Here is a 24,312-nt window from a genome sequence, read left to right on the forward strand (position 1 = left end):
TAAAACCTCCATTTTTTTACTTTTCTCTCTCGTTCTTATTTCAAAAAGTGCTGCCCAGACAAATACCTCAACGGGTAATTTGTGGAACGTACCCGGCAACTGGACACTAGGACACGTACCCCTTCCCGCCGAAGACGTGGTCATCAACACGAACATGGCGATGAACATGCCTGCCGGCGCGTTTACGATCAATTCGCTGACCGTTACCAACAACAGAACCTTGACGCTGGGCAACAGCACCACGGCCCAGACCATAAACGTGACCACCTATGTTACGGTTAATGGCGGGTCCACCATCGCCCTGACCAATTCAAATACCATCCACTCGCTGACCATCGGCGGAACCCTGACCAACGCGGGTACCATGACGCTATGGAACAATGCCTCCCAGGTTTGTAACCTGACTTTGAACGGTACATCCCTCACCGGTAACGGCGCGTATACATTAAACAGCATTACCATCGGAGGGGCCGTAACCAACAACTCCACATCGAACATCGTTGTAAAAGGCGATATCACTTCCAACAATACGTTCACCTCCACAGCCGGTACGATCACTTTTAACGGCGCCACAACACAAAACCTGAACGGCACGACCAACCCCACTTTCAACAACGTAAGCATTGCCACAAATAATACGATTGTATTGCTCAGTGGCATTGGCGGCATCACCGCCAACGGAACATTCACGATGGCCAACACGACCACGTTTGATTTTGGATCGGGGAGCGCCCGCATCGTAACGATTGTGGGAAACCTGGTTTCTCCTACAACCATTACGATGACAGGTGTCAGCCTGGCGCACCAGTTGATCCTGGGGGGCGCAGCCAACGGCACGCCGGGTACGTTTAATACGACGGCGGGTTCTGGAAGTATTGTGGAGTATAATAATGCCACTACGCAAACTGTTTTCAACTCGACGAACTACCGGATCTTGAAACTGTCAGGAGGAGGGACGAAAACCTTCGCGAATACGACCACGGTCAATAACGACCTGAACATTACCGGTTCGGGCGTTGTGGTTTCGAATGCAAACGCGTTGACCGTGAGCGGGAATCTGAATAACAGCGGAACCGGCGCAACGGTGTGGGGCGGCAATGGCAATACGCTGACGCTTACCGGAAACTTGCTGGTTACCAACAACTCGACGTTTACCATTGGCAATACGAATGGGCAGGTGAAGACCCTGAACGTTGCGGGGAATGTCCAGGTTGATTTAGGTAGCACGATCAATGTTGGCGCTTTTGCGGCGGTGCATGTGTTATCCATCTCGGGTAATTTGCAGGCAGACGGCATATTCAACATGGTGCAGACATTCCCAGGCAATGTTTGTAACGTTACCTTTTCGGGTGCGTCCAGTAACACGATAACTTCGCCCGGCGGAACGGGTGCCATTGGATTTAATCAGATTACCTTGACAAAAGGCGCCCTCGCCAACGTACTTGACGTTCAAGCGCCCATCACCATGTCGTCGCCGACGGCAGCCGGAACCTACCTCACGTTGACGAGCGGAACGTTTAAGTTGTCGAGCGCTTCAACGCTGACACCTTATTATGGTGCGGCTACAATTTGCGCAGGGTTAGGCGGTCTGTGGCTCAACAATGCGGGGGCAAGCGTTTCTTGCGTACAGGCGGGAGCATCGGCCGCCCCTGGCGTGCCGACGGTTACGGGAACGCTGCACATCACGGCGGGCACGTTTACTTATGGAAGCGGCAATGATGTAATGTTGGTCAACGCCGCGACCAGTAACTTGTGGATAGATGGCGGTAGCCTGAACATGTATGGGGGCATTGCCTTTTCGTCTACGTCGCAGTTTAACATGACGTCCGGCAGTGTCAGGGTAGACCCTACAGGTTTTGACAGTATGGTGGCCGGCACTACCGTGTTGAGCTTTGCATCTACCAGTGCTACAAACGCGGTGACCTTTACAGGCGGCACGGTCACCATCGGCGATCCGCCCGCGATTGGTGCAGGTGGAACTTCACTATTTATTACACCTACAGCGGGTTTAGCATACAATTTCAGTGGTAGCACCATCAATTTTGGCGATGGGTCCAGCAACGGCAATGGTATTGCTGGAATCGGTTTTACCATCGACGGCGGTGGCCGTTATCCCTTGTTCAATGTGATATTGAACAACGGAACGTCTACCGGCTCAAACCGATTTGTAAGGCTGGCGAATACGGATTGCACGATCAGCAACAGCCTGGTTTTCGGGAACAACGTCAACGACAGCTTCCAGCTCAATGGAAGACAGCTTACCTTGAACGGCACGCTTACGCCAGGATCGGGAACATTCGTCGGCAGCGCAACATCAACCCTCGTCATCAACGGAAGCAACACGCCTGTGATGAGCCTGCCCCCCATTGTCGGTGGCAACCTCTTGAGCTTAACGATCAACAAGACCGGAACAAATAATACAGTGAACCTGGGGAGCTCCGTGACGCTGGCCGCGACGGGCTTACTGACGTTGACGTCCGGTGTACTGGAAATTGGAAATTATAATCTGACCCTGACGAACAATGCAGCCATTGGCGGAACGCCATTTTCGACCGCGAACATGATCGCGACCGACGGTACGGGATATTTAACAAGAAACGTGGCATCCACCCAGACGCTAAGTCCCATCGGCTCCGCCGGCTATTATACGCCGATGACGCTAAGCTCCATCACGGCGGGCGGTACCTATAGCGTGCGTGTGGTGCCTACGGCGCTCAACCCGGGCTATATCAATGCCTACTGGGATTTTGTTACCAGTGCAGGCAACAAAACTATTACCGCTACTTTTCAATATGACCCCGCACAACTCAACGGCGCCTCGCAGATCATTTCTTATGCGCCTGCGCCGTACACCATTTTTCAACGCCCTCCGTTGTCGGGAACATCTTCTTTTGGTGCAAACTCCTTTACCATTACCAACAATACCACGGCAACCAACGGCGGTTATTGGACGATGGGTAACACATCGACCTTTTACTCGTACCAAACCGGTGATTGGAACACGCCTTCGACCTGGACATCCGATCCCAGCGGAACCTTGCAGACCGGAAGCACCGTGCCGGGGTACAGCGACAATGTTGTGATATTGACCGGCCGCACGGTTTCATTGAGCAGCAACATTGCTGTGCAACTGATGAACCTTCAGATCGATGGCGGCGGGTCCGTAGATATGTCGACGTTCAGTTTTGCCAGTGGGCTGTCCACCCTTAGCGGACAAGGCACGTTGCGTCTGGCTTCGGTCAATTTCCCGACCGTTGCGTCGAATACGCTTGTCAATGCCGGTGGAGGAACGGTCGAATATTATAATGCTGCTTCTTTTGCCTTACCGGCTGGTCAAACGACGTATAACAATTTGACCATTAATTGCCCAGGCCGGACGGCGACGCAATTGATGAATTTGACGTTGAACGGAAACTTGTTGGTGAAGAGCGGCACCTTCCAGATCAACGACAACACGTCGACCCGGCGTCAATTGACCATCAATGGTGACGTTACAGTGAATAGCGGCGCGGCGATTACCGTGGGCACCGGTGTGACCAACACCACGACCAACCCAACGACCATCACCACCTCGGTGGCCGGTCCGTTTATTGAGTACTATGACACGCAGTCACACCGCGTTGTCATCAACGGAAATTTCACAAACAATGGAACGGTAAAGTTCTCCAACATCGCTTATCCGGTTTACGACGCTTTTCCGCCTACGGCAGCGGGCGCTACATCAGGATTTGCCACCGTTTACTTCCAAGGCTCGACGAGCAAAGTATTGACCTGTAACAACAGCACGATCTTCTATAACCTGGTGCTTGACAAAGGCAACGACCAGACCTATTCACTGACCGTCAACTCATCGGCGTACGGTAACTTCAAGTTGTACGGTGCAAACAACGCTGTGGCGGATGCCTCGGCGGGTGCGACGCCGACCAATCCAAACATCAAGAAGGCGTTGTGGATTCGCAACGGAACGCTGGTTTTGCAGGGTTCAACGATCATTCCTTCGCTCACGGAGGGAAACACCTCCGGAACGCTGCCGACAACTTCTGATTATTTTATTCCAGCAAATGGCGGCCTGTATATTAACGGACCCGACGTGGTTGTGCTGGGCACTGCCGACGACTACCGGGAGGTGAATACGGCCTATGGCGTAGCCGGCGGTACCGGTCTGGTGAACGGTGTTTTGCAAGGCGGCAATAGCGCCCTCTATGTCTATGGCAAGCTCCAGATTTCGGATGGCTATTTGTCCACGCGCGAATCGGGGGGTATTGTCACCAATGGTGGCTCCGGTCAGATCGTGATCAATGGTGGCGATGTGGATGCCAAGCAATTCCTGAACGCCGCTTCATCGACGGCGTCGTTTCAAATGTCCGGTGGCTTTTTCGCCCTCCGAGGCCGATTGAAACGTGTGCCATTGTCGTATGCGACCGTCGCCAATTTGGTCGACACGGTAGCCACCACCATCAATACGGTCAGGGCCACCAGTGGAACGACAACCGGCTTTGGAACTTTTAACATCAACAATCCGGCAAACATTTTCAATATGTCAGGGGGCGACATCTGGATCTATGATGTTTGCGATGCAACACCTCCGGCCACAGCGCCGAATATTTTCGATGTAAAATCATCTTCGTCGAACATTAGTGTGACCGGTGGTACCCTTACTATTATTCCTACCGCCGGAACCGGCCTGGCCGACGAAACTAACCATGTAATATCTTCCACGGCTGCATTGGGTAATCTGGTGATTAAGCGACCTAGTAGCTCCACGATTGTCCAACTGGCTGCAAGCTATCCGCTTACGGTGTTGTCGAAGGTGAACATTCAGTCGGGAAGTTTCGATGCCAACGCACAAAATCTTACGATCGGAGGGAACTTCACCATTGCCAACGGTGCAACGTATGTTGCGACGGGCACATCGGCCAACACAACCATTTTGAACGGATCGGGCGCGCAAACCATCGCCGTAAATACAGCCGTGCCACTCGCCTTGAACAACCTGACGCTTACGAAGACCGCCGGTGTTGCCGTAAATTTTGCGGGTTCGCAGACGGCCATCAACATTGGAGGCAACCTGAATCTTACACTGGGCACCTTAAACGACAACGGTAACACCATCGCTGTCGCCGGTAATGTTTATAACTCCGGGGTGCATGCAGGCGCAGGAAAGATCTCCTTGAACGGATCGACCTCCACGCAAACCATCGACGGTAACGGGATCTTCCAAAACCTCGAATTGAACAGCACCAATGCCGCGACAGCTCCGATCTCGCTGGCAAACAATATCACGATCAACGGCGTGCTGACCTTTTCGCGCGATAACCTGTTTAACATCAGCACGTACAATTTGAAATTCAATGCTTCGGCGACCGTTGCCAATGCAGGTACTTTGCGCTACGCACAATCGGCAGGAAATGCAGGTGACGGCGGCATTACAAAGGTATATGCTTCGCCCGCGGCTTTTGTTTTCCCTATCGGCGCAGCATCGACAGGCCACGTAGGTGTTCCGAAGTATACACCTGCTTCGATCGGCCTTAACGCAGCACCCACGGCCTATGGATCGATTACAGTTATTCCGGTCGGCTATGCACATCCCAACGAAACCACTACGGGAAGAAGCCTGACCTATTTTTGGCGCGTGAAGTCTTCGGGCTTTACCCTCGGCACAGCGAAGGTCACTCACGGTTACACCTATTCAGTGAATGATGTTGTTACGGGCGCGAACATTACGGAAAACGGCTATGTTGCCGCGCGCTATGATGTGAACACCACCTCCTGGACAAAGGGAACAATCAGCGACCTGGACATTACCAACAAAATTATCGGCCAGCCTACTACGGGAACATTTTTAAAAGATGTTTCATTCATCGACGGCGATTACACGGCCGGCGACGATACCCCGACCAATCCGTTCGGAACCCCCAAAGTATTTTATAGTTATGCCACAGGCGCGTGGGGTGCCGCGGCAAGCTGGACGAGCGATCCGACACGTGCCACCTTTGTGAACATCGGCACGCCGGGAGCAACCGATGTGGTGCACATCGGCGCCGGGCACACCATTAGTTTTGGAACACCGGCAAACTACCTGACCAATCCGAATACCGATCCGCACAGTTGCGCCACGCTCTACATCGATGCGGGTTCTGTGCTTGATGTTCGTTATAACCCGTCCAGTAACCTGGGTATCGTCATGAACAGTTCGTTGGGCAACGGTAGGATTAAAATTACTTGCGCACAGGCGTCGGGGAGTACGTTCGCCAATCCGGCCGGCGACTTCACCAGCTTCAATACCAATTTAGGAACGACCGAACTGTACAGTACAAACCCCGGCTACGGAACGACGTATTGGATGGCCAACGGTGTGACGACCTATGGTAACCTGCTGTTCTCGCCCCTGGGCGGTTCTAATATTATTTTCCCGAACAACGACGTGTTGATCTATGGTAATTGCACGGAAACCGGTGCCAATGCTGACTCGTGGTTGTGTCCGACCTGGTCGGGCAATTATCCCCTCGCTCCGGCAGTCACCGTTGCCAAGACCATTACGATCAACGGTAACCTGGACATTCAAGGGGGAGCTTTCGGATGGTATGGTAACGGAAATATTGCACAAAATGTGGTTGTGAATGGCAATGTCACCGTGTGTTCTGTCTGCGCCCTGGATAATTTTTCAGGCGCAACAAATCAGACCCTGACGATTGGGGGGACGTTGACCAACGATGGAAACGGGCTTGCCAATGGTGGTGCGATACAAATCGCGCGGGTTTCATTGAGCTCCATTCCGGTCATCTTCAATGGCAATAACTCGGCGAGCATCACCAACACGGTGGGAACGCCGACCACCATACTCGGTTCGGTTACGGTGAACAAAGGAACATCGCAAGCCACCACATTGAACCTGAACATCGCCGGTACGCTGACCACACCTCCCGATAACTGGCTAACGTTGCAAAACGGAACACTGCAGTATCAGCGGCCGAACCCCAGCACGGATTTTGCTATTTCTGCGGCTACAAACCTCAACATACCTTCGACGGCAGGCCTCTATATCAACTACACCAACAGCAACAACAAAAACGTGCTCATCGCCAGTAACGGCGCGGATGCCAGCGATCTGTTGCTGAGTGGAAAACTTACCGTGGTGAGTGGGAACGTGTATGTTGGACAAGTGGGGACTTCAGCGTTCAACAATGATATCGAGTACTCGGGTAACTCCGCGGCCATCCAGGTAACGGGCGGAACACTGACGGTGAACGGGCAGATCCGGAGATCCACCGCATCGACGAACGGCGCATTGTCCTACACGCAAACCAATGGAACGGTGACCATCAACGGTAACAGTTCGGCGGGCGGGTTGGCCACATCGTTGACACGGGCAAAATTGGAAGTGCTCAATACCGGCAGTCAATTCAATATGTCGGCAGGTACGCTGACGCTGCAAAGAGGCGGGGGTACTACGTTTGGCGACTTGTACATCAGGCCTTCCAGTTCTACCGTTACGGGCGGTACGATCATTTTCTCCAACACGGTTCCCAACACCGTTCAGAACTACACGATGGATGCAACGGCATCGCTGAACAACCTGTCGGTGACGGCCGGTGGTGCTCTTGGAACCAACGCTACCGTTACGTTGATGACCAACCCGCTGGTACTGAAAGGAACCCTGACGCTTTCGAACAACAAGAGTTTCTTCAACGCCAACAACCGGAACGTGACCATCAACCAGGACCTGGTGAATAACGGAAGCACGGCGAGCTATGTGTATGGCACCAACCTGACCACCTTTACGGGTACGACGCAGAACATCAGCGGAACGTCGGCGACGAACTTCTATGATCTGACCGTGTCCCCCTCGATTACCATGACCGTCAACAACAGCTTTACCGTGAATCACGATCTCACGATCGGCAGCGGAAGCCTGTTGCTGAACGCCAACAAGGTCACCGTGTTGACCGACGGCGCCTTCGTTAACAACGGCGCTTATTCAGACGACAACATCACGGGCGGTATCAGCATGGCGGGTTCGTCTTTGCAAGAAGTTTCGGGTACCGGTTCGTTCAACCGGTTGGAGATCAACAATTCGAACAACGTGGCCTTGTTGAACGACATTACACTCGACCACAACCTGGTGATGACCAATGGTATTTTTAACATCAAATCGAATAACCTCATCCTGAACACGACGGCAAACATTTCGGGTTCGTCGTTCAGCGCCACAAAAATGATCATGACCGACGGTGTGGCCACCAGCCTGGGCTTGACAAAATTCTTCCCGATCATTTCGTCGACCACAACGTTTACGTATCCCGTAGGTGTGACATCGAAATACACGCCAGCCGTTTTCACCATCAATGCCAGTGGTGCGATCGGCTACATCAAGGTAGCGCCGGTTGATTCGTATCAACCCACGGTGATCGATCCGAGCAAAGTTTTGGATTATTATTTCAGCGTTTCGAGCTCCGGTATTGTTGGCTTTGATGGGACGCTGGTGCTGAATTACCTGGCGACCGATGTGAACGGAACGGAGTCCGATTATGTGGCGGGCTGGCTGCAGCTTCCGGGAACGTACTGGAGCAAGGCGGCCGTAGGCGCTGCGACCGACAACGTGAACGAGACGACCCACAAGATAACTTTCCCTTTCCCGGCGGGTTCGAGCAACTTGAATGGTGACTATACCGCCGGCGAGGATCCAGCCATACCGAGTCAGATCCCTACCTATATTTCCAACAGTGACGGCAACTGGTCGGACAATACCATATGGACGCCGGTGGGGGCGTCGCCTCCCTGCCCGGTGGGTGGGCCGAACGGCTACAACGTTATCATTCAAAATAACGTGGCCACTACCGTAAACAATTGCTTTGCCTACACCACCGTTATTCAAAGCACCGGCAAGCTGTCCATTCTGTCGCCTACCTACGGCCACAACTTTGGTACGGTCGATGGCGACGCTACCTTGGGTACGGGAACGGTCTATTTGGAAAGCGCCAATTTGCCCGCCGGAAATTTCACACCTTTCCTGGATTGCCTCGGCACAGGAACGATCGAATACGGCGGTACCGGAAGCTATACCCTGATCCTGAACGGCTTTACTTCGATACCCAACCTGACGTTTAGCGGCACAGGAACAAGAATTTTGCCCAACACCGACCTGACGATTTGCAACACGCTCAAAATAGACGGCCCCACGCTGGACAACAGTGTGAACAACCGGACGCTCACCGTCAACGGTTCGATGGAGCGTTATAACACGGGAGCCTTCCTGAGCGGTAGCGGCAGTACGGCTACCGTTACCTTCTCGGGTTCGGCAGCCCAAACACTGGGTGGCGCAACGGGCGATTTTACGGGCGCGAATGCCTTTAACAATCTTGAGATCGATAACAGTGCCGGACTTTCTATCGGCACAAACGGAAACATTGAAGTGAACGGAAACTTGTCGCTGACGAGCGGTATTGTCACTACGACGTCGACCAATAGCCTGAGCATTCTCAACACTTCTTCCTCGGCCGTAGTACCTACCGGCGGTAGCGCCACGTCGTACATCAACGGTCCGCTGAAAAAACAAATTGTGAACGGCGACGCGTTCGTCTATCCACTCGGGCAAGGTTCGGTAAGGGGTCACACCTTTACGCTTACCTCGGCCTCGACGGGAACTTCGCTCTTTACAGCACAGTATTTTACCCCCAACCCCACGGCATCGTCGGTTACGGCACCCATCGTTAAAATGGACAGGCTTGAGTATTGGACGGTAACCGCTACCGCTTCAAAAGCAGCGAAGGTGGGCATTGCCTGGGATGCGCAAAGTGATCTGAATGGATACATGACCGTGAATGGCATATCGGATCTGGAGGTTACCGAATACAATACGGGAACGTCATCGTGGGTAGGACTGGCGTCTACGGCCACGGGTGTAAACAACCTGGGCAACGCCACCACGACAAGCAACGTGAGCCTTTCGACCACGCCGAAAAACTATTCACTGGGGAGCATCACCGACACCACGCCCCTTGCCGTGTTGTCGCCCACCGGAGCGGTGTGCGGAACGGCCGGAATTCCCGTGACCATCACCACGCACTCGCCCATCACGTTGAATTATACGATCAGTTACAATTTTAACGGCGTGGCACAAACGCCGATCGTGGTCACATCGCTTCCTTTCACGTTGCCCACATCGGCAGCGGGATCCTACCAATTAACCGGGTTTAAGTACAACAACAGTACGGTTACCGGTAACGTAGATGGAACCGCTGTAACGACGGATGCTTCGCCTACCCCGTCGGTTGCCGGCTCCAATCAATCGTTGTGTAATGCCACCAGCTTGAATTTGTCGGGGAACAATCCGACGGTGGGGAGCGGTTTGTGGACCATTACTGCCGGAACGGGCGGTTGGTTCAACACGCCCAACGCCGCCAATTACAACGCCCTTTTTGGTGGCCCTCCCGGACACACGTATACGTTGAAGTGGACGATCACAAACGGTTCATGTACGTCGAGCAGCACGGTGGTGATCTCCTTCCCCTATGCGCCACAACAACCTTCGGCATTCACGACAGCCTCTCCGTCGGTGTGTAAAGGATCTTCCGGTAATGTGTATACGGTGCCGGCAGTGGCGGGTGCAACGTCTTACCAGTGGTCGTACTCCGGCACGGGAGCGACCATTGTAGGATCGACCAACTCGGTAACGATCAACTTCAGTGCAACAGCAACGAATGGAACGCTGAGCGTTTCCGCAGTGAACGGCTGCGGACCTGGAACAGCGAGAACTTTAGGCATAACAACAACAACGCCTGCCGTAGCCACCTTCAATTACGGCGCAAGTCCCTATTGCCCGAACGCGTCCAACCCAAGCCCTACCTTCACCGGCGGTGGCGTTGCCGGAACGTTTTCGTCGACCACGGGATTGGTATTCGTGAGCACCGCCACGGGTCAGGTGAACCTGTCGGCCAGCACGCCCGGCACTTATACCGTAACCAATACCATTGCCCCGTCGGCTCCTTGCGGCACGATAACCGCCACAAGTTCGATAACCATTACGGCCACTGGAAACTGGTTGGGTGGCACGAGCAGTAACTGGCTCGATCCCAGCAACTGGATTTGTTCGACGGTTCCTACGTCGGCCAGCGATGTCGTAGTGCCTTCCTCTGCGCCCAATATGCCCATCGTCAATGCGGCGGGAGCGGTTTGCAGAAGCATAACGATCAACAACGGCGCGTCCCTGACGATCACCGGCACCAACAATCTTGATGTTTATGGAAGTTGGACCAACGGTGGCACGTTCACCCGCAATAACAGCACAGTAACCTTTAAGGGTACGGGTTCAATGGGTGGTTCGGCAGCAACGACGTTTAACAATGTTATCATCTCCGCTACCGGCAGTGTAACCGCGCCGGCCGGGAATTTGAACGTGGCCGGAAACTGGACGAACAACGGTACATTCACCGCGTCGACCGGGACCATCACCTTTACCGGGACAGGGCCAAGTGCCATCAACGGAACTACGGCCTTCTACAACCTGACGATGTCTAAGACGGGCAACAATGTTACGCTCAGCGGTACGGCAACGACAACGGTCAACAACACGCTCATATTAACAAGCGGCAACCTGGTGTCATCGTCTACGCACGGCCTTGCCCTGACGGCTACGGCCACCACCAGCGGTGGCTCCGCCGGCAGCTTTGTGTCGGGACCGATGACAAAAGTGTTAACAGGTACAAGCTTTATATTCCCGTTGGGCAGCGTTTCGGCGAACCGATACCGTCCGGCCCAGATCAACAACACCAGTGGCCCCGACACGTGGTCGGTCGAATATGTTGGCGCCGATCCCACCACGGGTGGATACTCCAACAACATTTACAATTATTCAAATTTGAAGAAGGTAAGTGAGTTTGAGTATTGGTTGATATCGCGCGCGGGTTCAACAGCCGCCGACCTGACGCTCTCCTACAATGTGGGCAGCTACATTCCGCCAGACATTGGGAATGTCGGCAACTTGAAAGTTGTTCATTGGGATGGTACCCAGTGGGATCTTCCTAGCGGGGGAGGCAGTTTCTCGCAATCGGGATCGAATATCACCGGCACAGTGACCATGACACAGATCACGTCTTTCAGCCCCTTTTCACTTGGCTCCGGAGACATTACTTCACCCCTGCCCATCAAGCTTTTATATTTCAAGGCAAACGTCGTGGGCGACGAGGTCGTAACGGAGTGGGCTACTGCCGAAGAAGTGAACAACGACTACTTTACGGTGGAGAAATCATCCGACGGCGAGACGTTCGCTGAAGTGGCGAAGGTTTCGAGCCTGGGCGATACCAAAACGGGACATCACTACTCCACTAACGATGTGGATCCTTATCCGGGTCTGTCCTACTATCGCTTGAAGCAAACCGATTTCGACAGGAAGTTCACCTACTCAAAAGTGGTGGCGGTGCAGTATAACGGCATGACCTCGGTTTTGTTGCGGGCTTATCCCAATCCTTCTGCCGGGAAGAAAATTACCGTGGAGATCAAAGGCTTTAAGGGCGTGACCGACATACCGGTTCAGATCTACGACATGCTCGGGAAACCGGTCCTCGAAACGATACTGACCACAAGCAAATCAGGCTCGCTGAAAGAAGAACTTGTATTTGATAAAACACTGCCCGCGGGGCTGTACATTCTCAAGGCCGGTCCTTCGTTAAAGCTGATGCAGAAAATAGAGGTGGAGTAGGAGCGGCTACCCATGAATCATAGTGAGATGCGCGCAGGACGACCTACACAGTCGCCTTGCGCGCTTTTTTATTGATTATGGTGTGGACTGCTTTTGACAAAGATCATCATTCACGACATGCCCGCCGTGAAGGGGCGATAACAATATGCTCAAACAGGTTTGGACACCTGGGCTCGCAACAAGGCGGAGATGCACTGATTATTCAACTTATGAAGTGGGCAGAGGAAGAACTTGAAGTAGTGATAGCGTGAGCCGTTTATTCGATGACTGCGAGGAGCCGCCGGTTAAATGCGACACCTAGTTGTTCTGAAACGACTGCTTAAATTCCATCGGTGTGACATTCATCTTCTTTTTGAACAGCTTGTTAAAAGACTGCGGCCGTTCAAATCCCAAATGATAGGCAATCTCCGCGACCGATAAATGGGTAGCCGATAAGTACTCTTTGGCCTTCTCGATCAATTTCTCATGAATATGCTGTTGCGCGCTTTGTCCCGTCAGCGTGCGAAGCATGTCGCTCAGGTAGCGTGGGGAGACATTGAGCTGTTCGGCCAGGTACTCTACCGTGGGCAATCCCCGCTGGAGCGACTCCTCTTTTTCGAAATAGTCGCTCAGCAGACGCTCCAGCTGTGTGAGCAGATCATGATTTACCGCTTTGCGCGTAATGAACTGCCGCTTGTAGAATCGGTTGCTGTAGTTCAGCAATACCTCCATGTGCGACAACATCACATCGTGGCTGAAATCGTCGATGGAAGTGTTCAATTCCTCGCGGATGTTTTCAAACACATTGAAAATAATGTTCTTTTCCTTCTCTGAAAGATGCAACGCTTCGTTCGCGTCGTATGAAAAGTAGCCGAATCGCTTGATGCCGGTTCCCAGTGCGTGGTTCCTCAAAAAATCCGGATGAAAGAACAGCGACATGCCGGAGTATTCCTCATCGTCCGTGATGTGGATCACCTGGTTGGGCCCCGTAAAGATCATGCCGCCTTCGTCGAAATCATAGAAGCCCTGTCCATACCCGATTCTCCCGTGCTTTGTTTTCTTGTAGGAGATTTTATAGAAGTCGAATACGAACGAGCCCGGCAGGCTATCGTGGTCTATGTTCATGATGGTGTTGTCCACGAGGCTCACCAGTGGATGCAGGGGCTTGGGCAGCCCCAGCATCCGGTGTAGCTCGGATATGGAATGGATCCGGATCGGTGTGTGTTCTTCTTTTTTCACGTGACAAAGTTAATAGCTTAATCCCCGAAAACCATTTTTCGCATCTCGCCCCTGAACGCTTCATTGCCCAGCGCATTGCGTCTCGCATAGAGGGCCCTGGCATCTTCTCCAGCCACATAGCGCACCTGGTCTTTTCCATCGGTTGCGGCTTCATACACCATGGTGGCGATCTGGTCGGCCGTGGCAAAGTTGTCGGCGTTAAAAAGAGCCATCATTTTCCGGCTGGCTTCTTCATAAGCCGGGTGCGCGATCACTTCGAGTGAGCGGTTCATGAAGTCGGTCACGATCCCGCCCGGCGCCACTGTCTTGATGCCGATGTTATGCAGTCCCAACTCAAACGACATGCTTTCGCTCCATCCCTCCAATGCCCACTTTGTAGCGTGGTAGATCGAGCTCAGCGGAAATGAAAACAATCCTCCCATGGATGTTGTCGTTATAAACAGCCCCTGTCTCCGTGCCCTGAAGTGGGGGATGAATGCCTTCGTGACCCGCAGCACACCCATCAGGTTGGTATCGATCTGCCGCGCGATCTCTGCGTCGCTGTAGCCTTCCATCGGACCTACCAGCCCATAGCCCGCATTGTTGAATACCACATCGATCCCGCCCAATTCCAGCGCCCGGTTTACGGTGCTTTCAATTTGCGCCACATCGGTCACATTCAGCGGCAAGAGCGTGATGCCCTTAAGATCCTTCAACTCCGTTTCCTTGTCCGGGTTCCGCATCGTAGCAATGACCCGCCATCCTTTAGCTTGAAATAATTTGGCCGTCGCCTTTCCCAGTCCTGTCGACGCCCCGGTGATGAAAATAGTCTTCATGTTTGTGTGTTTTTAAATTAACATCACAAAGGTCAGCCAGGGTAGGGTGCCAAATGTTTCCGTATTGAGCTTCGTTGTTTCCAAAATGCCGGAAGGGGCATGCCGGGACCGATAAAGCCGAAAATAATAGCGCTGATGAATGATTTTGGAACGAAGGACCCGTCAATATTCCGATCCTGTTTCTTACAGCCATGGATATTGAAGGCAATGTTGACAAGGGGGGTACCAGGCCGCAGCCGTAACGTTAAGCAAGAAGACCAGCGTGCTAATCAGCCAGGAAAAGGGACTTTGTGTGACAAACGAGACGCTGGAACCAGAGACTCTTTGCGCTCATCCTCATCCAACTGAGTGTCCCCACGTTGGGTTTGTCACGCCATAATAATTACGCTTATATTGAGTTTGATCAGTTAATTGTTTACATTTCTTGGTACCCACGCAAGGCAGCACTTGCAAACAAATGCTCTTTAAGGAAATTTTAAGGATCTCCTTTGTAGCGCTCCTACTGATTCCCTTCCTGAAAATTACCTGGAAGGGACCCGTTACCGTACTGATCATCCTCCTGAACATTTTAGTAAGCACTTCGGTGGCGTGGCCTTGTTTAACGGGTGACGCTTTAGAGACTATCGTGCAAGGTTCGTATATCTTTGGAGAAATTCCGCTTCGTCTTGATTCTCTTTCTGCCTGGTTCATTCTGACGATCAATTTTACATTTTTAACGGGTGCGTGGTTTGGCTGGCAATACATGAAATCGTATGAAAGCAACCCGGCTAATCTGAGTTTTCATTATATATCATTAATAATTCTTCATACCGCTATGTTGGCCATCTGTGTTGTCCAGCATAGTATAGCCTTCCTGATCGCCTGGGAAGTAATGGCGCTTTCGGCTTTCTTCCTGGTCATATTTGAACATGGAAAAACGGAGACCATCAGAGCAGGCATCAACTATCTGATTCAATCGCACATCTGCATACTCCTGCTCACCATCGCCTTCATCTGGGTAGCGTCGCGAACAAACTCGTATGACTTTCAGGCTATCCATAAATTCTCAATGGATTTTTCGCCGTTGGTAAGCCTGGTGTTATTTCTGATATTCTTTGCGGGCTTTGGCATAAAGGCAGGCTTTGTCCCCTTTCATACGTGGCTGCCCTACGCACACCCGGCGGCTCCTTCTCACATTTCAGGAATGATGTCCGGTGTGATTATAAAGCTTGGCATCTACGGGCTCTTGCGAATGATATTTTTAATTCATGGCGATTATATCGTTATGGGTTATGTTATCATTACAGTCTCCGTGATCTCCGGCCTTTATGGTGTGATGCTCGCCATTATTCAACACAATTTGAAAAAACTGCTGGCCTATCACAGTATTGAAAACATTGGTATCATCGGCATTGGCATTGGTTTGGGAACGCTGGGCATGGGTTTGCATAACACGACGCTCATCTATTGTGGTTTTGGCGGCGGGCTGCTGCATGTGCTTAATCACTCGCTCTTCAAGTCACTCTTATTCTATAGTGCAGGAACGGTTTACCAGGCCACGCACCTGCTCGATATTGACAAACTTGGAGGGTTGGTCAAGAAAATGCCGCATTCGGCCTTCTTATTTCTTCTGGCGGCATTAGCCATTTGCGGGCTGCCCCCGTTCAATGGTTTTGTGTCGGAGTTTATGATTTACTTCGGCTTGTTCAGTAGCTTAAAGGAAGCCAGTACACTCACGCTCGTTTTTTCATTGGGATCCATCATCGGCCTGGTGCTGATTGGCGGTCTGGCCGTACTCTGTTTTACCAAGGCATTTGGTACCGTTTTTCTGGGCACACCCCGGCATCAGTTACACGAAGAACCAGGAGAAGCCCATGCGTTGAAACTGATTCCGCAATACCTGGTGGCGGTCATGATACTCTTCATTGGACTCGTTCCACAATTTTTTCTTCATTATCTCATCAGACCTATCGCACTGATTGCTGACCACACCACGCCGGCGGACACAACCCTCACGGAGAGCATTTCCGCCATAAGTTTTGCGGGGTTTGTTTTTGTTGGTATTGTCTTAACACTCTTTGTTATTCGGAAAATGGTGACATCATCACGGCCTGTTCGAACGGATGCAACGTGGGGCTGTGGCTATGTAGGCAACGCCAGCAAGATGCAATATACGGCCAGCTCCTTTATCCGGACCTATCGCAAACTGGCAGAACCGCTGCTTTCGATTCATAAAAATAAGATTATGGTCTCCGGGGTATTTCCGACGCAATTGGAACATAAGACCCATCCCTATGACCGGATTGAAGAGAAATTGATTGATATCCCATTAAAGAACATAAAACTATTCCTGAGCAAGTTTGGATTTCTTCAGAGTGGCGACCTGCAGCAGTACGTACTGAATGGCGTACTCTTTATTACAGCGATCATCGTCATTCCATTGGTTGTAAAATCAGTAGAGATTATTATTTCATTTATCGAGCAACTTTAATATGCTAAGCCTTGGCCTGATCATTATGGCGAGTTTATTTTTTGGAGGGATCATCCTTCGAACCAAGAGCCTTGCTTCAGGTCGTAAGGGGCCGGGTGTTTTTCAGCCCTTAAAAGACGTCATCAGGCTGCTTAAAAAAGGCGCCGTTTACAGTCGCACGACGAGTTTCATTTTTCAAGTTGCCCCCACAGTCTATTTTGGTTCGATTGTCATGGCTGTGCTTTTAATTCCTTTTGGAGAAAGTAACAGTCTTTTGTCTTTTAAAGGCGACTTTATACTTTTTGCCTATGTGCTGGCGATCGGGAAATTTTTTATGATCATTTCTTCATTGGATACCGGCAGTGCCTTTGAAGGGATGGGGGCCAGCCGCGAAGCGCTATATTCATTGCTGGTTGAGCCGGCCTTTTTTCTTATCCTGGGCTCCTTTGCGTTACTCACCGGTCATACATCCTTTCATGAAATTTTCGCGTCCCTTCATCTGAGTTCCGCCTTTTCATACGCACTCGCCACGCTCGCTACGTTTGTCTTCGTGCTGATCGCCATGATCGAAAACAGTCGTCTACCGATCGATGACCCGAAGACACACCTGGAGCTCACGATGATCCACGAAGTAATGATCCTAGACAATAGCGGCTATGATCTGGGGTTGATCTTGTATGCAACAAATTTAAAGTTTGCGATGTACGGTGCTTTGGTGACCAACTTCTTCATTGCAGGAATGAGCCTGCCGGTTGCCATCCTTTTATTCATTGTCATTCAAGTGGCATTTGCTGCTACGGCCGGACTGATTGAGTCGTTTTTAGCTCGCTTTCGCATGAATCACAATGCACAATTTATTTTCTCATTGTCGTCTATCTCGCTGGTTATTTTTTTCGGTGTCTTATTGATCCTTGGAAAATTCTCATGATATGACCTACGTATTGCTCATTTTGTTTACGATCACATTTTTCTACCTGGCCATTGCCAATCGGCTCGATAGCATCATAAACTTGCTCGTATTCCAGGGCATACTATTATTCGGAATGGCATTCATTGAACTGCGCGAGCTCCATGTAGTAAACCTTGTTTTTATCCTGTTGGAAACCATCGTATTCAAAACCATAGCCATTCCCGTTTTTTTGCGCTACGTTATTCGGAAGAACAACTTGACGAGGGAGTCTGAGCCCTTCCTGTCAAATTTTGTTTCACTGATCATCATTACGCTGATGATTGTCATTGTCACTTTTATCATCAGCAACGCTATTCACGATACGCACGTCAAGAATATCTTCTTTGTTGTGGCGCTGTCAACCTTATTTACGGGACTCTATCTCATTGTCAGCAGGCGAATGATCATCACGCACGTGATGGGTTTTCTTGTGATCGAAAACGGTGTTTTCATTTTAACGCTTGCCGTGGGAAATGAGATGCCCGCACTGGTCAACATTGGGATCTTGTTGGATATTTTTGTGACCGCACTCTTGCTTGGAATTTTTGTCAATAAAATCGGCGACGTCCTGAAGGACATGGACGTAAATAAACTGAGAAATTTAAAAGACTAGCGTGATTGAGGCGTATCTTATAGCGGCTTTTGCCATGAGTGGCGTGTTATTCTTCTCCCGGAAGAAGGCCGTTATATATACCCTTGTGATCCTGTTTTTAATAGGGCAATGTTCGCTGACGGTATACGAATACCAACATCTCAACCTGGAGGAAGCGGGCTATTTTAAGGCGGATGCATTCTCCGTGATTTTTTTATCCGTACTCAGTCTGATCAGCCTGGCGTCGGCTTATCACAGTTATGTATTCCATACGAAGCGGAATGGGTTGGTGAGAAATGTTGCCATATACTTCTCTGCCTGGGTCATGTTTATTGTCGCGATGAGCGGTGTATACCTCTCAAGCCACATCGGGCTAACCTGGGTATTCATTGAACTCACCACATTGTGTGCTTCGGCTTTGATCTATCACAACCGAAATGAGCGATCGATAGAAGGGACCTGGAAATACATTTTTGTTTGTTCCGTTAGCATCACGTTGGCTTTTATCGGAATACTCTTTCTGAGCGTTGCCATCCAGGAAGCTGGGTCAACCGATCTTTATTATGGGGCATTGCTCAGTCACGCGCCGAAACTTAACCCATTCTGGTTGAAGCTGGCGTTTATTTTCATATTCACCGGGTATACTTGCAAGGCCGGATTGGTTCCCATGTTCACGGCCGGTGTCGATGCAAAAGATAAAGCGCCGAGTCCGGCGTCGGCCCTTTTTTCAAGCGCATTGATGAATGTCGGCTTTACCGGGATCTTCCGGTTTTACGAAATTATTGCGCAGACGACCATTCTTCCATGGGCGAACGTCATCATGTTGGTGGCGGCTGTGCTTTCCATTTTTGTCGCAGCGGTCTACATGCTGAAGGTCAATAACGCCAAGCGCATGCTGGCCTATTCCAGCATCGAGCACATGGGCATTGTGCTGCTGGGCATCGTATCGGGGGGGATTGGTGCTTTTGGAGCAATCCTGCATCTCATCCTGCATTCATTTGCCAAGGTTAGCTTGTTCTTTCAGATCGGACAAGTGTACAGGGTTTATGGAAGTAAAAGTATTTTAGATATCGGTAACTATTTCAAATACAATACGACAGGCGCTTTTGTCCTGATCCTCAGCTTTATTTGCGTTACCGGCATGCCGCCTTCCGGTATGTTCATCAGTGAGTTTATGATCTTCAGAGGTGTTTTTCAATCGCATCACGTCCTGATACTGATCTTGGTCATTTCGCTGATCACCATGATCATCTGGGCTTTTGGTAAAAATATGTTTAAGATGGTGTTTACAGCACCGGCTGATTTTGATGATCGTCAGGTCGAAAAGATAAGCGCTGTAGAATCACTTTCGCAATTTTTCTTTCTGGCGCTGTTGGTCTACCTGGGACTGAACCCGCCCGCGCAACTGGTATCGCTGATCGAAGAAGCAATAAAAAACTTACCGCATGAAGTATGGAAACGGTCGTGATCAAAAATAATCAAAACATACCGCTTGCCTCCATTCCGGTGAGTGATTATGAAAAGTTTCTTCTTGTTAACACATCGTTTGTTAAAGAGTCATCTTTTCATTGTGTTTCCTACTATGGTGTTGCCGTACCGGAAAAATTAAGACTGATTTGTTGCATGGCCGACGATGATCATGGAACGATTCATGTATCGTCATCCCTGGTGGACAGACAAGCCACGTTACCTTCCTTTACGGCGCATCACCTGTCATTCGAAAAATTCGAACGTGAGATCCATGAAAACTTCGGCATAGCCTATCCTGATCATCCGTGGTTGAAGCCGGTGCGATTTCCATTCAACCGTGCAAATCATCAAAGTACCATTGCCCATTACCCATTCTTTAATTCTGCAAGCGAAGAACTTCATGAAGTGGGTGTTGGCCCTATTCATGCGGGTGTAATTGAGCCGGGCCATTTCAGGTTTATATGCAATGGTGAACAGATCATGCACATGGAGATTCAACTGGGCTTTCAGCATCGGGGTATTGAATCGTTATTCCTGGAAAAGAAAAAATTATTACAACGTGCCACGTTGGCAGAAACCATTGCCGGTGACACCGCCGTTGGACATACCACCGCGTTTGTGAACCTGTGGGAAAGCCTGTGCAACTATACACCCGACGAAGACCTGCAATTTGCCAGAACACTGGCGCTTGAACTGGAAAGAATTGCCATGCACACCGCTGATCTTAGTGCATTGTGTACCGATGTGGCCTATCAGCTTGGGAGTGCCGTATACGGAAGGTTGAGAACACCCATTATTAATTACATGCAGATCTGGTGCGGCAACCGCCTTAGCAAGGGATTGATTCGGCCCGGCAAATTGAATTTTCCATTCACTAGAGATTTAGGTGATCAACTGTCAAGACTATTGGACGTATACGAAAAGGATTTTAATGAAGTAAGCGACAATACCTTCCGCTTGCCCAGTGTGCTATCGCGATTCGAAAAGACAGGTGTTGTCACCCATGGACAAATTACAGAAATTGGCGCGGTGGGAATGGCCGCACGCATGAGCAACGTTAGGCGCGACGTCCGTGCAACCCACCCTCATGACCTCTATGCTAAACTGGAACACGTACCTATACTAAAACACCATGGCGATGTTTATTCCAGAGCACAAATAAGAAGAGAAGAGATCAATCAGTCTATTGGTTACATCAGAAGCCTCTTGAGGGACATCCCCGGGGAAAGTAAAAATCGTAAGCCCCTGGGGTTGCCCAAGGCCAACGCATTTTGCATATCATTAACAGAGGGTTGGCGTGGCGAAATTTGTCATTGCGCCATAACGGATGAGCACGGTGAATTCGTTCACTACAAGATCAAAGACCCCTCTCACCATAATTGGCTGGCACTGGGACTGTCCGTAAGAAACAATGAGATCTCGGATTTTCCGGTGTGCAACAAAAGTTTTAATCTTTCCTATTGCGGACATGATTTGTAATATATGATCGAGGATATAAAAATAGTGATGCACCAGGGCAAACAATTTATCCCTGATGTAACGGCGGCAAAGGTACCCGGCATATTTCGGGGAAGACCTGTGATTAGTCAAGCCGATGTAGACGAGCAGGCCCTGGTCGAACTCTGTCCTACCGGCGCTATACGCTCCAATCCATTCTCTCTTGATCTGGGAAAATGCACGTTCTGTGGTGAATGTGCTTTCGCCAATCCGGAAAAAGTCAAATTTACATCTGACTATAAACTGGCGACCAACGAACGTGAAAATCTGATCATTAAAGCCGGAGAAGATAAACCGATGGGGTTGAATCCCGACAAAATCAGAAAGGAAATTCATGAATATTTCGGCGGATCATTGAAGCTGAGACAAATTTCTGCCGCCGGCGACAACAGTTGTGAGTTGGAGCTCAATGCCTGTGGTAATGTTAATTTTGATATGGGCCGCTTTGGTATTGAGTTTGTTGCGTCACCACGCCATGCCGACGGTATTGTCATCACGGGTCCTATTTCTGAGAACATGGCACAACCCACTCAAATTTGTTATGATGCTGTTCCGGATCCCAAGATCATTATTCTGGCCGGTACGGATGCCATCAGCGGCGGGATACTGGCCGGAAGCAAAGCGCTGAACAGAACCTTTCTGGATAAATACCCTATTGATCTATACGTGCCTGGAAATCCCGTTCATCCGCTTACGTTCATTAACGGCGTGCTTGAGTTGATCAAAAGTAGAAGATGATAAAAACGCCTGGCCAAAGACGTTCCCATCCCGTCGAAATCTTCATTCAGCAAAGACATTTTTAAGGATACGTTAAGACAAATTAAAGCTTGCTTTAAGTAGTTCTTCATCGCGTTTTTATACCTTGGAGCGCGTTGGGAATGCCATGAGAAAGGTTTTGATTTTCATATTGCTCGGAATTCACCTGAATTTTTCTGCGTTCATTCCACAGTTCGATGAAGTGGATAGGATCGACCGGAACGGCAATAAAGTCGATGATATCAATAGCCTTTTTGAATTTATCTATGAAGTTGCGCTTGGCAATTCCGACGCCACCCCGGAAGATGAAGATAACGACCATGTCAGATATTTCCATATCGTAAGAATGGGAACATACTTCTGTCAAAACGTACAAGCCGTGAAGGATCTCGATGCCGGATTATATCGCGTGATCCGTTGCCCCATAACGAAAGAAGAAAAAATCCATCCTGTTTTCTTTGAGATCCCTTCTCCTCCGCCCAAAGCATAGGCTATCCACAATTTTTTAGGCAGTTCAGATTATCAATTGCCGAAACCTCATTCATTACAATCTGCTAAAAGGATCCATAGGGTCATTGTACCTATGGCTCATTTCTGCTTTTTGTTAACGCTCTCCGCTATGTCCGGGTGTCTGTCTTGATACGTTGGGCATTTGGTCTGGCGTGAAAAATGACGACTAGGTTTTGATAATTTTTTTCACGGCGTAGCCCTGGCGAATACATCAGGCGTGCCAAAATCTTGATTTTGAAATTTTTCGGAAACCATCATTTAACCATTAATTCCAGTACGATGAAACTCATATTGATATATTTCCAGGCTTGTCTCTTGATTATTTTTAGTTCGGCTTGTTCCCATCCGAGATCGTTCCATGGCAAGCGGGCCAATGTTATTTCGGACTCCATTATTAATCATCTGCAGACCGCTTCCGTCAGCTTAGAGGATGACAATAGCTTTATAAAACTAAACGGTAAAATACAGCCAAATGAAACAAAGCAGGTGAGGGTGTTTTCATTGGTCAGCGGGAAGGTCCACTCCGTGAATGTCGAATTAGGAGACATTGTGAAAAAAGGCCAGCTGTTGGCCGTCCTGAACAGTATCGAAGTGGCCGAGGTTTCTAATAATTTGACCCTGGCAGAATCAAATGTTACGATGGCCAGAAAGAATTTGGAAATGGCCAAGGACATGTATGAAGGCAGGCTGGCAAATGAACGGGAATATCTGAATGCGAAGATCTCCTATAACAATGCAGTGTCTGAATTGAATCGCGCCAGCCAGGTGGCCTCCATAACGGGTGGCGACCGGTCGAATTACCCGGTTAAAGCTCCGATCAATGGTTTTGTCATTGAAAAAAACATTACCAATAATTCTGAGGTGCGACAAGATAATAACTCCGATCTGTTCGTCATCGCGGATTTGTCCAATGTCTGGATCATAGCCAATGTTTATGAATCCGACTTGAACAAGGTGGACGTCGGCGACCCGGTGACGGTTAAGACCTTAGCCAATGCTGAAAAGAATTACCCCGGCACGATCGATAAAATATACAATGTGCTCGACCCCGAAACCCGCACCATGAAAGTCCGGATCAGCATGGATAATCCGGATAACGAATTAAAACCAGAGATGTTCGCGACCGTCAAGGTGAATATCCGGTCAACCGGCAAGTCCCTCGCCGTTCCTTCGCAGGCGCTGGTGATGGACAATAGCAAGTATTACGTGGTCGTGCGAAAAGCCGACAAGCTGGAAGCAAAGGAGATCAACCTGATCAAGAGGGTGGATAACAAAGCCTTTATTTCCGGGCTTTCCTTAGGCGACGAAGTGGTCGTCAATTCCCAGGTATTCCTGTATCAGGCATTAAGTACTAACTAG

The 24,312-nt window shown here is 50.1% G+C and carries 11 protein-coding genes; 9 read left to right on the plus strand and 2 right to left on the minus strand.

What is annotated here, in order from left to right:
* Positions 1 to 79: 79 nt before the first annotated feature.
* Complete coding sequence (locus tag BUB30_RS24835) at positions 80 to 12,697, plus strand: hypothetical protein (RefSeq protein ID WP_073139797.1); 12,618 nt, start codon at positions 80 to 82, stop codon at positions 12,695 to 12,697.
* 297 nt (positions 12,698 to 12,994) lie between these two features.
* On the opposite strand, the gene BUB30_RS24840 is transcribed toward BUB30_RS24835, so the two are convergent.
* Both BUB30_RS24840 and BUB30_RS24845 read right to left on the minus strand, forming a co-directional pair.
* On the minus strand, positions 12,995 to 13,915 hold the full coding sequence (locus tag BUB30_RS24840; RefSeq protein ID WP_073139800.1) for a helix-turn-helix domain-containing protein: 921 nt from the start codon (positions 13,913 to 13,915) through the stop codon (positions 12,995 to 12,997).
* 17 nt (positions 13,916 to 13,932) lie between these two features.
* Positions 13,933 to 14,730, minus strand: coding sequence for an SDR family oxidoreductase (locus tag BUB30_RS24845; protein ID WP_073139803.1), 798 nt, complete (start codon positions 14,728 to 14,730; stop codon positions 13,933 to 13,935).
* A 457-nt stretch (positions 14,731 to 15,187) separates the two neighbouring features.
* On the opposite strand from BUB30_RS24845, the gene BUB30_RS24850 reads away from it, so the two are divergent.
* The 8 genes from BUB30_RS24850 (at position 15,188) to BUB30_RS24885 (ending at position 24,312) form a co-directional block, all read left to right on the plus strand.
* Positions 15,188 to 17,200 (plus strand): proton-conducting transporter transmembrane domain-containing protein, encoded by a 2,013-nt coding sequence (locus BUB30_RS24850; RefSeq protein ID WP_073139805.1) that lies wholly within the window; start codon positions 15,188 to 15,190, stop codon positions 17,198 to 17,200.
* A gap of 25 nt (positions 17,201 to 17,225) precedes the next feature.
* Complete coding sequence (locus BUB30_RS24855; protein ID WP_178377193.1) at positions 17,226 to 18,107, plus strand: respiratory chain complex I subunit 1 family protein; 882 nt, start codon at positions 17,226 to 17,228, stop codon at positions 18,105 to 18,107.
* A gap of 1 nt (position 18,108) precedes the next feature.
* Positions 18,109 to 18,741: a hypothetical protein gene (locus BUB30_RS24860; RefSeq protein WP_073139810.1), complete on the plus strand. Its 633-nt coding sequence runs from the start codon at positions 18,109 to 18,111 to the stop codon at positions 18,739 to 18,741.
* Positions 18,742 to 18,775: 34 nt separating this feature from the next.
* On the plus strand, positions 18,776 to 20,188 hold the full coding sequence (locus tag BUB30_RS24865; protein WP_143165076.1) for a proton-conducting transporter transmembrane domain-containing protein: 1,413 nt from the start codon (positions 18,776 to 18,778) through the stop codon (positions 20,186 to 20,188).
* Positions 20,173 to 21,669: a hydrogenase large subunit gene (locus BUB30_RS24870; RefSeq protein WP_073139816.1), complete on the plus strand. Its 1,497-nt coding sequence runs from the start codon at positions 20,173 to 20,175 to the stop codon at positions 21,667 to 21,669. Before BUB30_RS24865 ends, BUB30_RS24870 begins: the two co-directional genes overlap by 16 nt.
* Positions 21,670 to 21,672: 3 nt before the next feature.
* Positions 21,673 to 22,425, plus strand: a complete 753-nt coding sequence (locus BUB30_RS24875) for an NADH-quinone oxidoreductase subunit B family protein (protein WP_073139819.1) — start codon at positions 21,673 to 21,675, stop codon at positions 22,423 to 22,425.
* A gap of 145 nt (positions 22,426 to 22,570) precedes the next feature.
* Entirely contained in the window at positions 22,571 to 22,933 is a 363-nt protein-coding gene (locus tag BUB30_RS24880) for a hypothetical protein (RefSeq protein ID WP_073139822.1), read from the plus strand.
* Positions 22,934 to 23,232: 299 nt separating this feature from the next.
* On the plus strand, positions 23,233 to 24,312 hold the full coding sequence (locus tag BUB30_RS24885) for an efflux RND transporter periplasmic adaptor subunit (protein WP_084138385.1): 1,080 nt from the start codon (positions 23,233 to 23,235) through the stop codon (positions 24,310 to 24,312).

The sequence above is a fragment of the Chryseolinea serpens genome (assembly GCF_900129725.1).
Taxonomy (GTDB): domain Bacteria; phylum Bacteroidota; class Bacteroidia; order Cytophagales; family Cyclobacteriaceae; genus Chryseolinea; species Chryseolinea serpens.

Bases quoted from the DNA above. Each gene is read 5' to 3' on its own strand.
- BUB30_RS24850 (WP_073139805.1), top strand. From the start codon at position 15,188: ATGCTCTTTAAGGAAATTTTAAGGATCTCCTTTGTAGCGCTCCTACTG.
- BUB30_RS24870 (WP_073139816.1), top strand. From the start codon at position 20,173: ATGGAAACGGTCGTGATCAAAAATAATCAAAACATACCGCTTGCCTCC.
- BUB30_RS24855 (WP_178377193.1), top strand. From the start codon at position 17,226: ATGGCGAGTTTATTTTTTGGAGGGATCATCCTTCGAACCAAGAGCCTT.
- BUB30_RS24880 (WP_073139822.1), top strand. From the start codon at position 22,571: ATGAGAAAGGTTTTGATTTTCATATTGCTCGGAATTCACCTGAATTTT.
- BUB30_RS24865 (WP_143165076.1), top strand. From the start codon at position 18,776: ATGAGTGGCGTGTTATTCTTCTCCCGGAAGAAGGCCGTTATATATACC.
- BUB30_RS24860 (WP_073139810.1), top strand. From the start codon at position 18,109: ATGACCTACGTATTGCTCATTTTGTTTACGATCACATTTTTCTACCTG.
- BUB30_RS24885 (WP_084138385.1), top strand. From the start codon at position 23,233: ATGAAACTCATATTGATATATTTCCAGGCTTGTCTCTTGATTATTTTT.
- BUB30_RS24875 (WP_073139819.1), top strand. From the start codon at position 21,673: ATGATCGAGGATATAAAAATAGTGATGCACCAGGGCAAACAATTTATC.
- BUB30_RS24845 (WP_073139803.1), bottom strand. From the start codon at position 14,730: ATGAAGACTATTTTCATCACCGGGGCGTCGACAGGACTGGGAAAGGCG.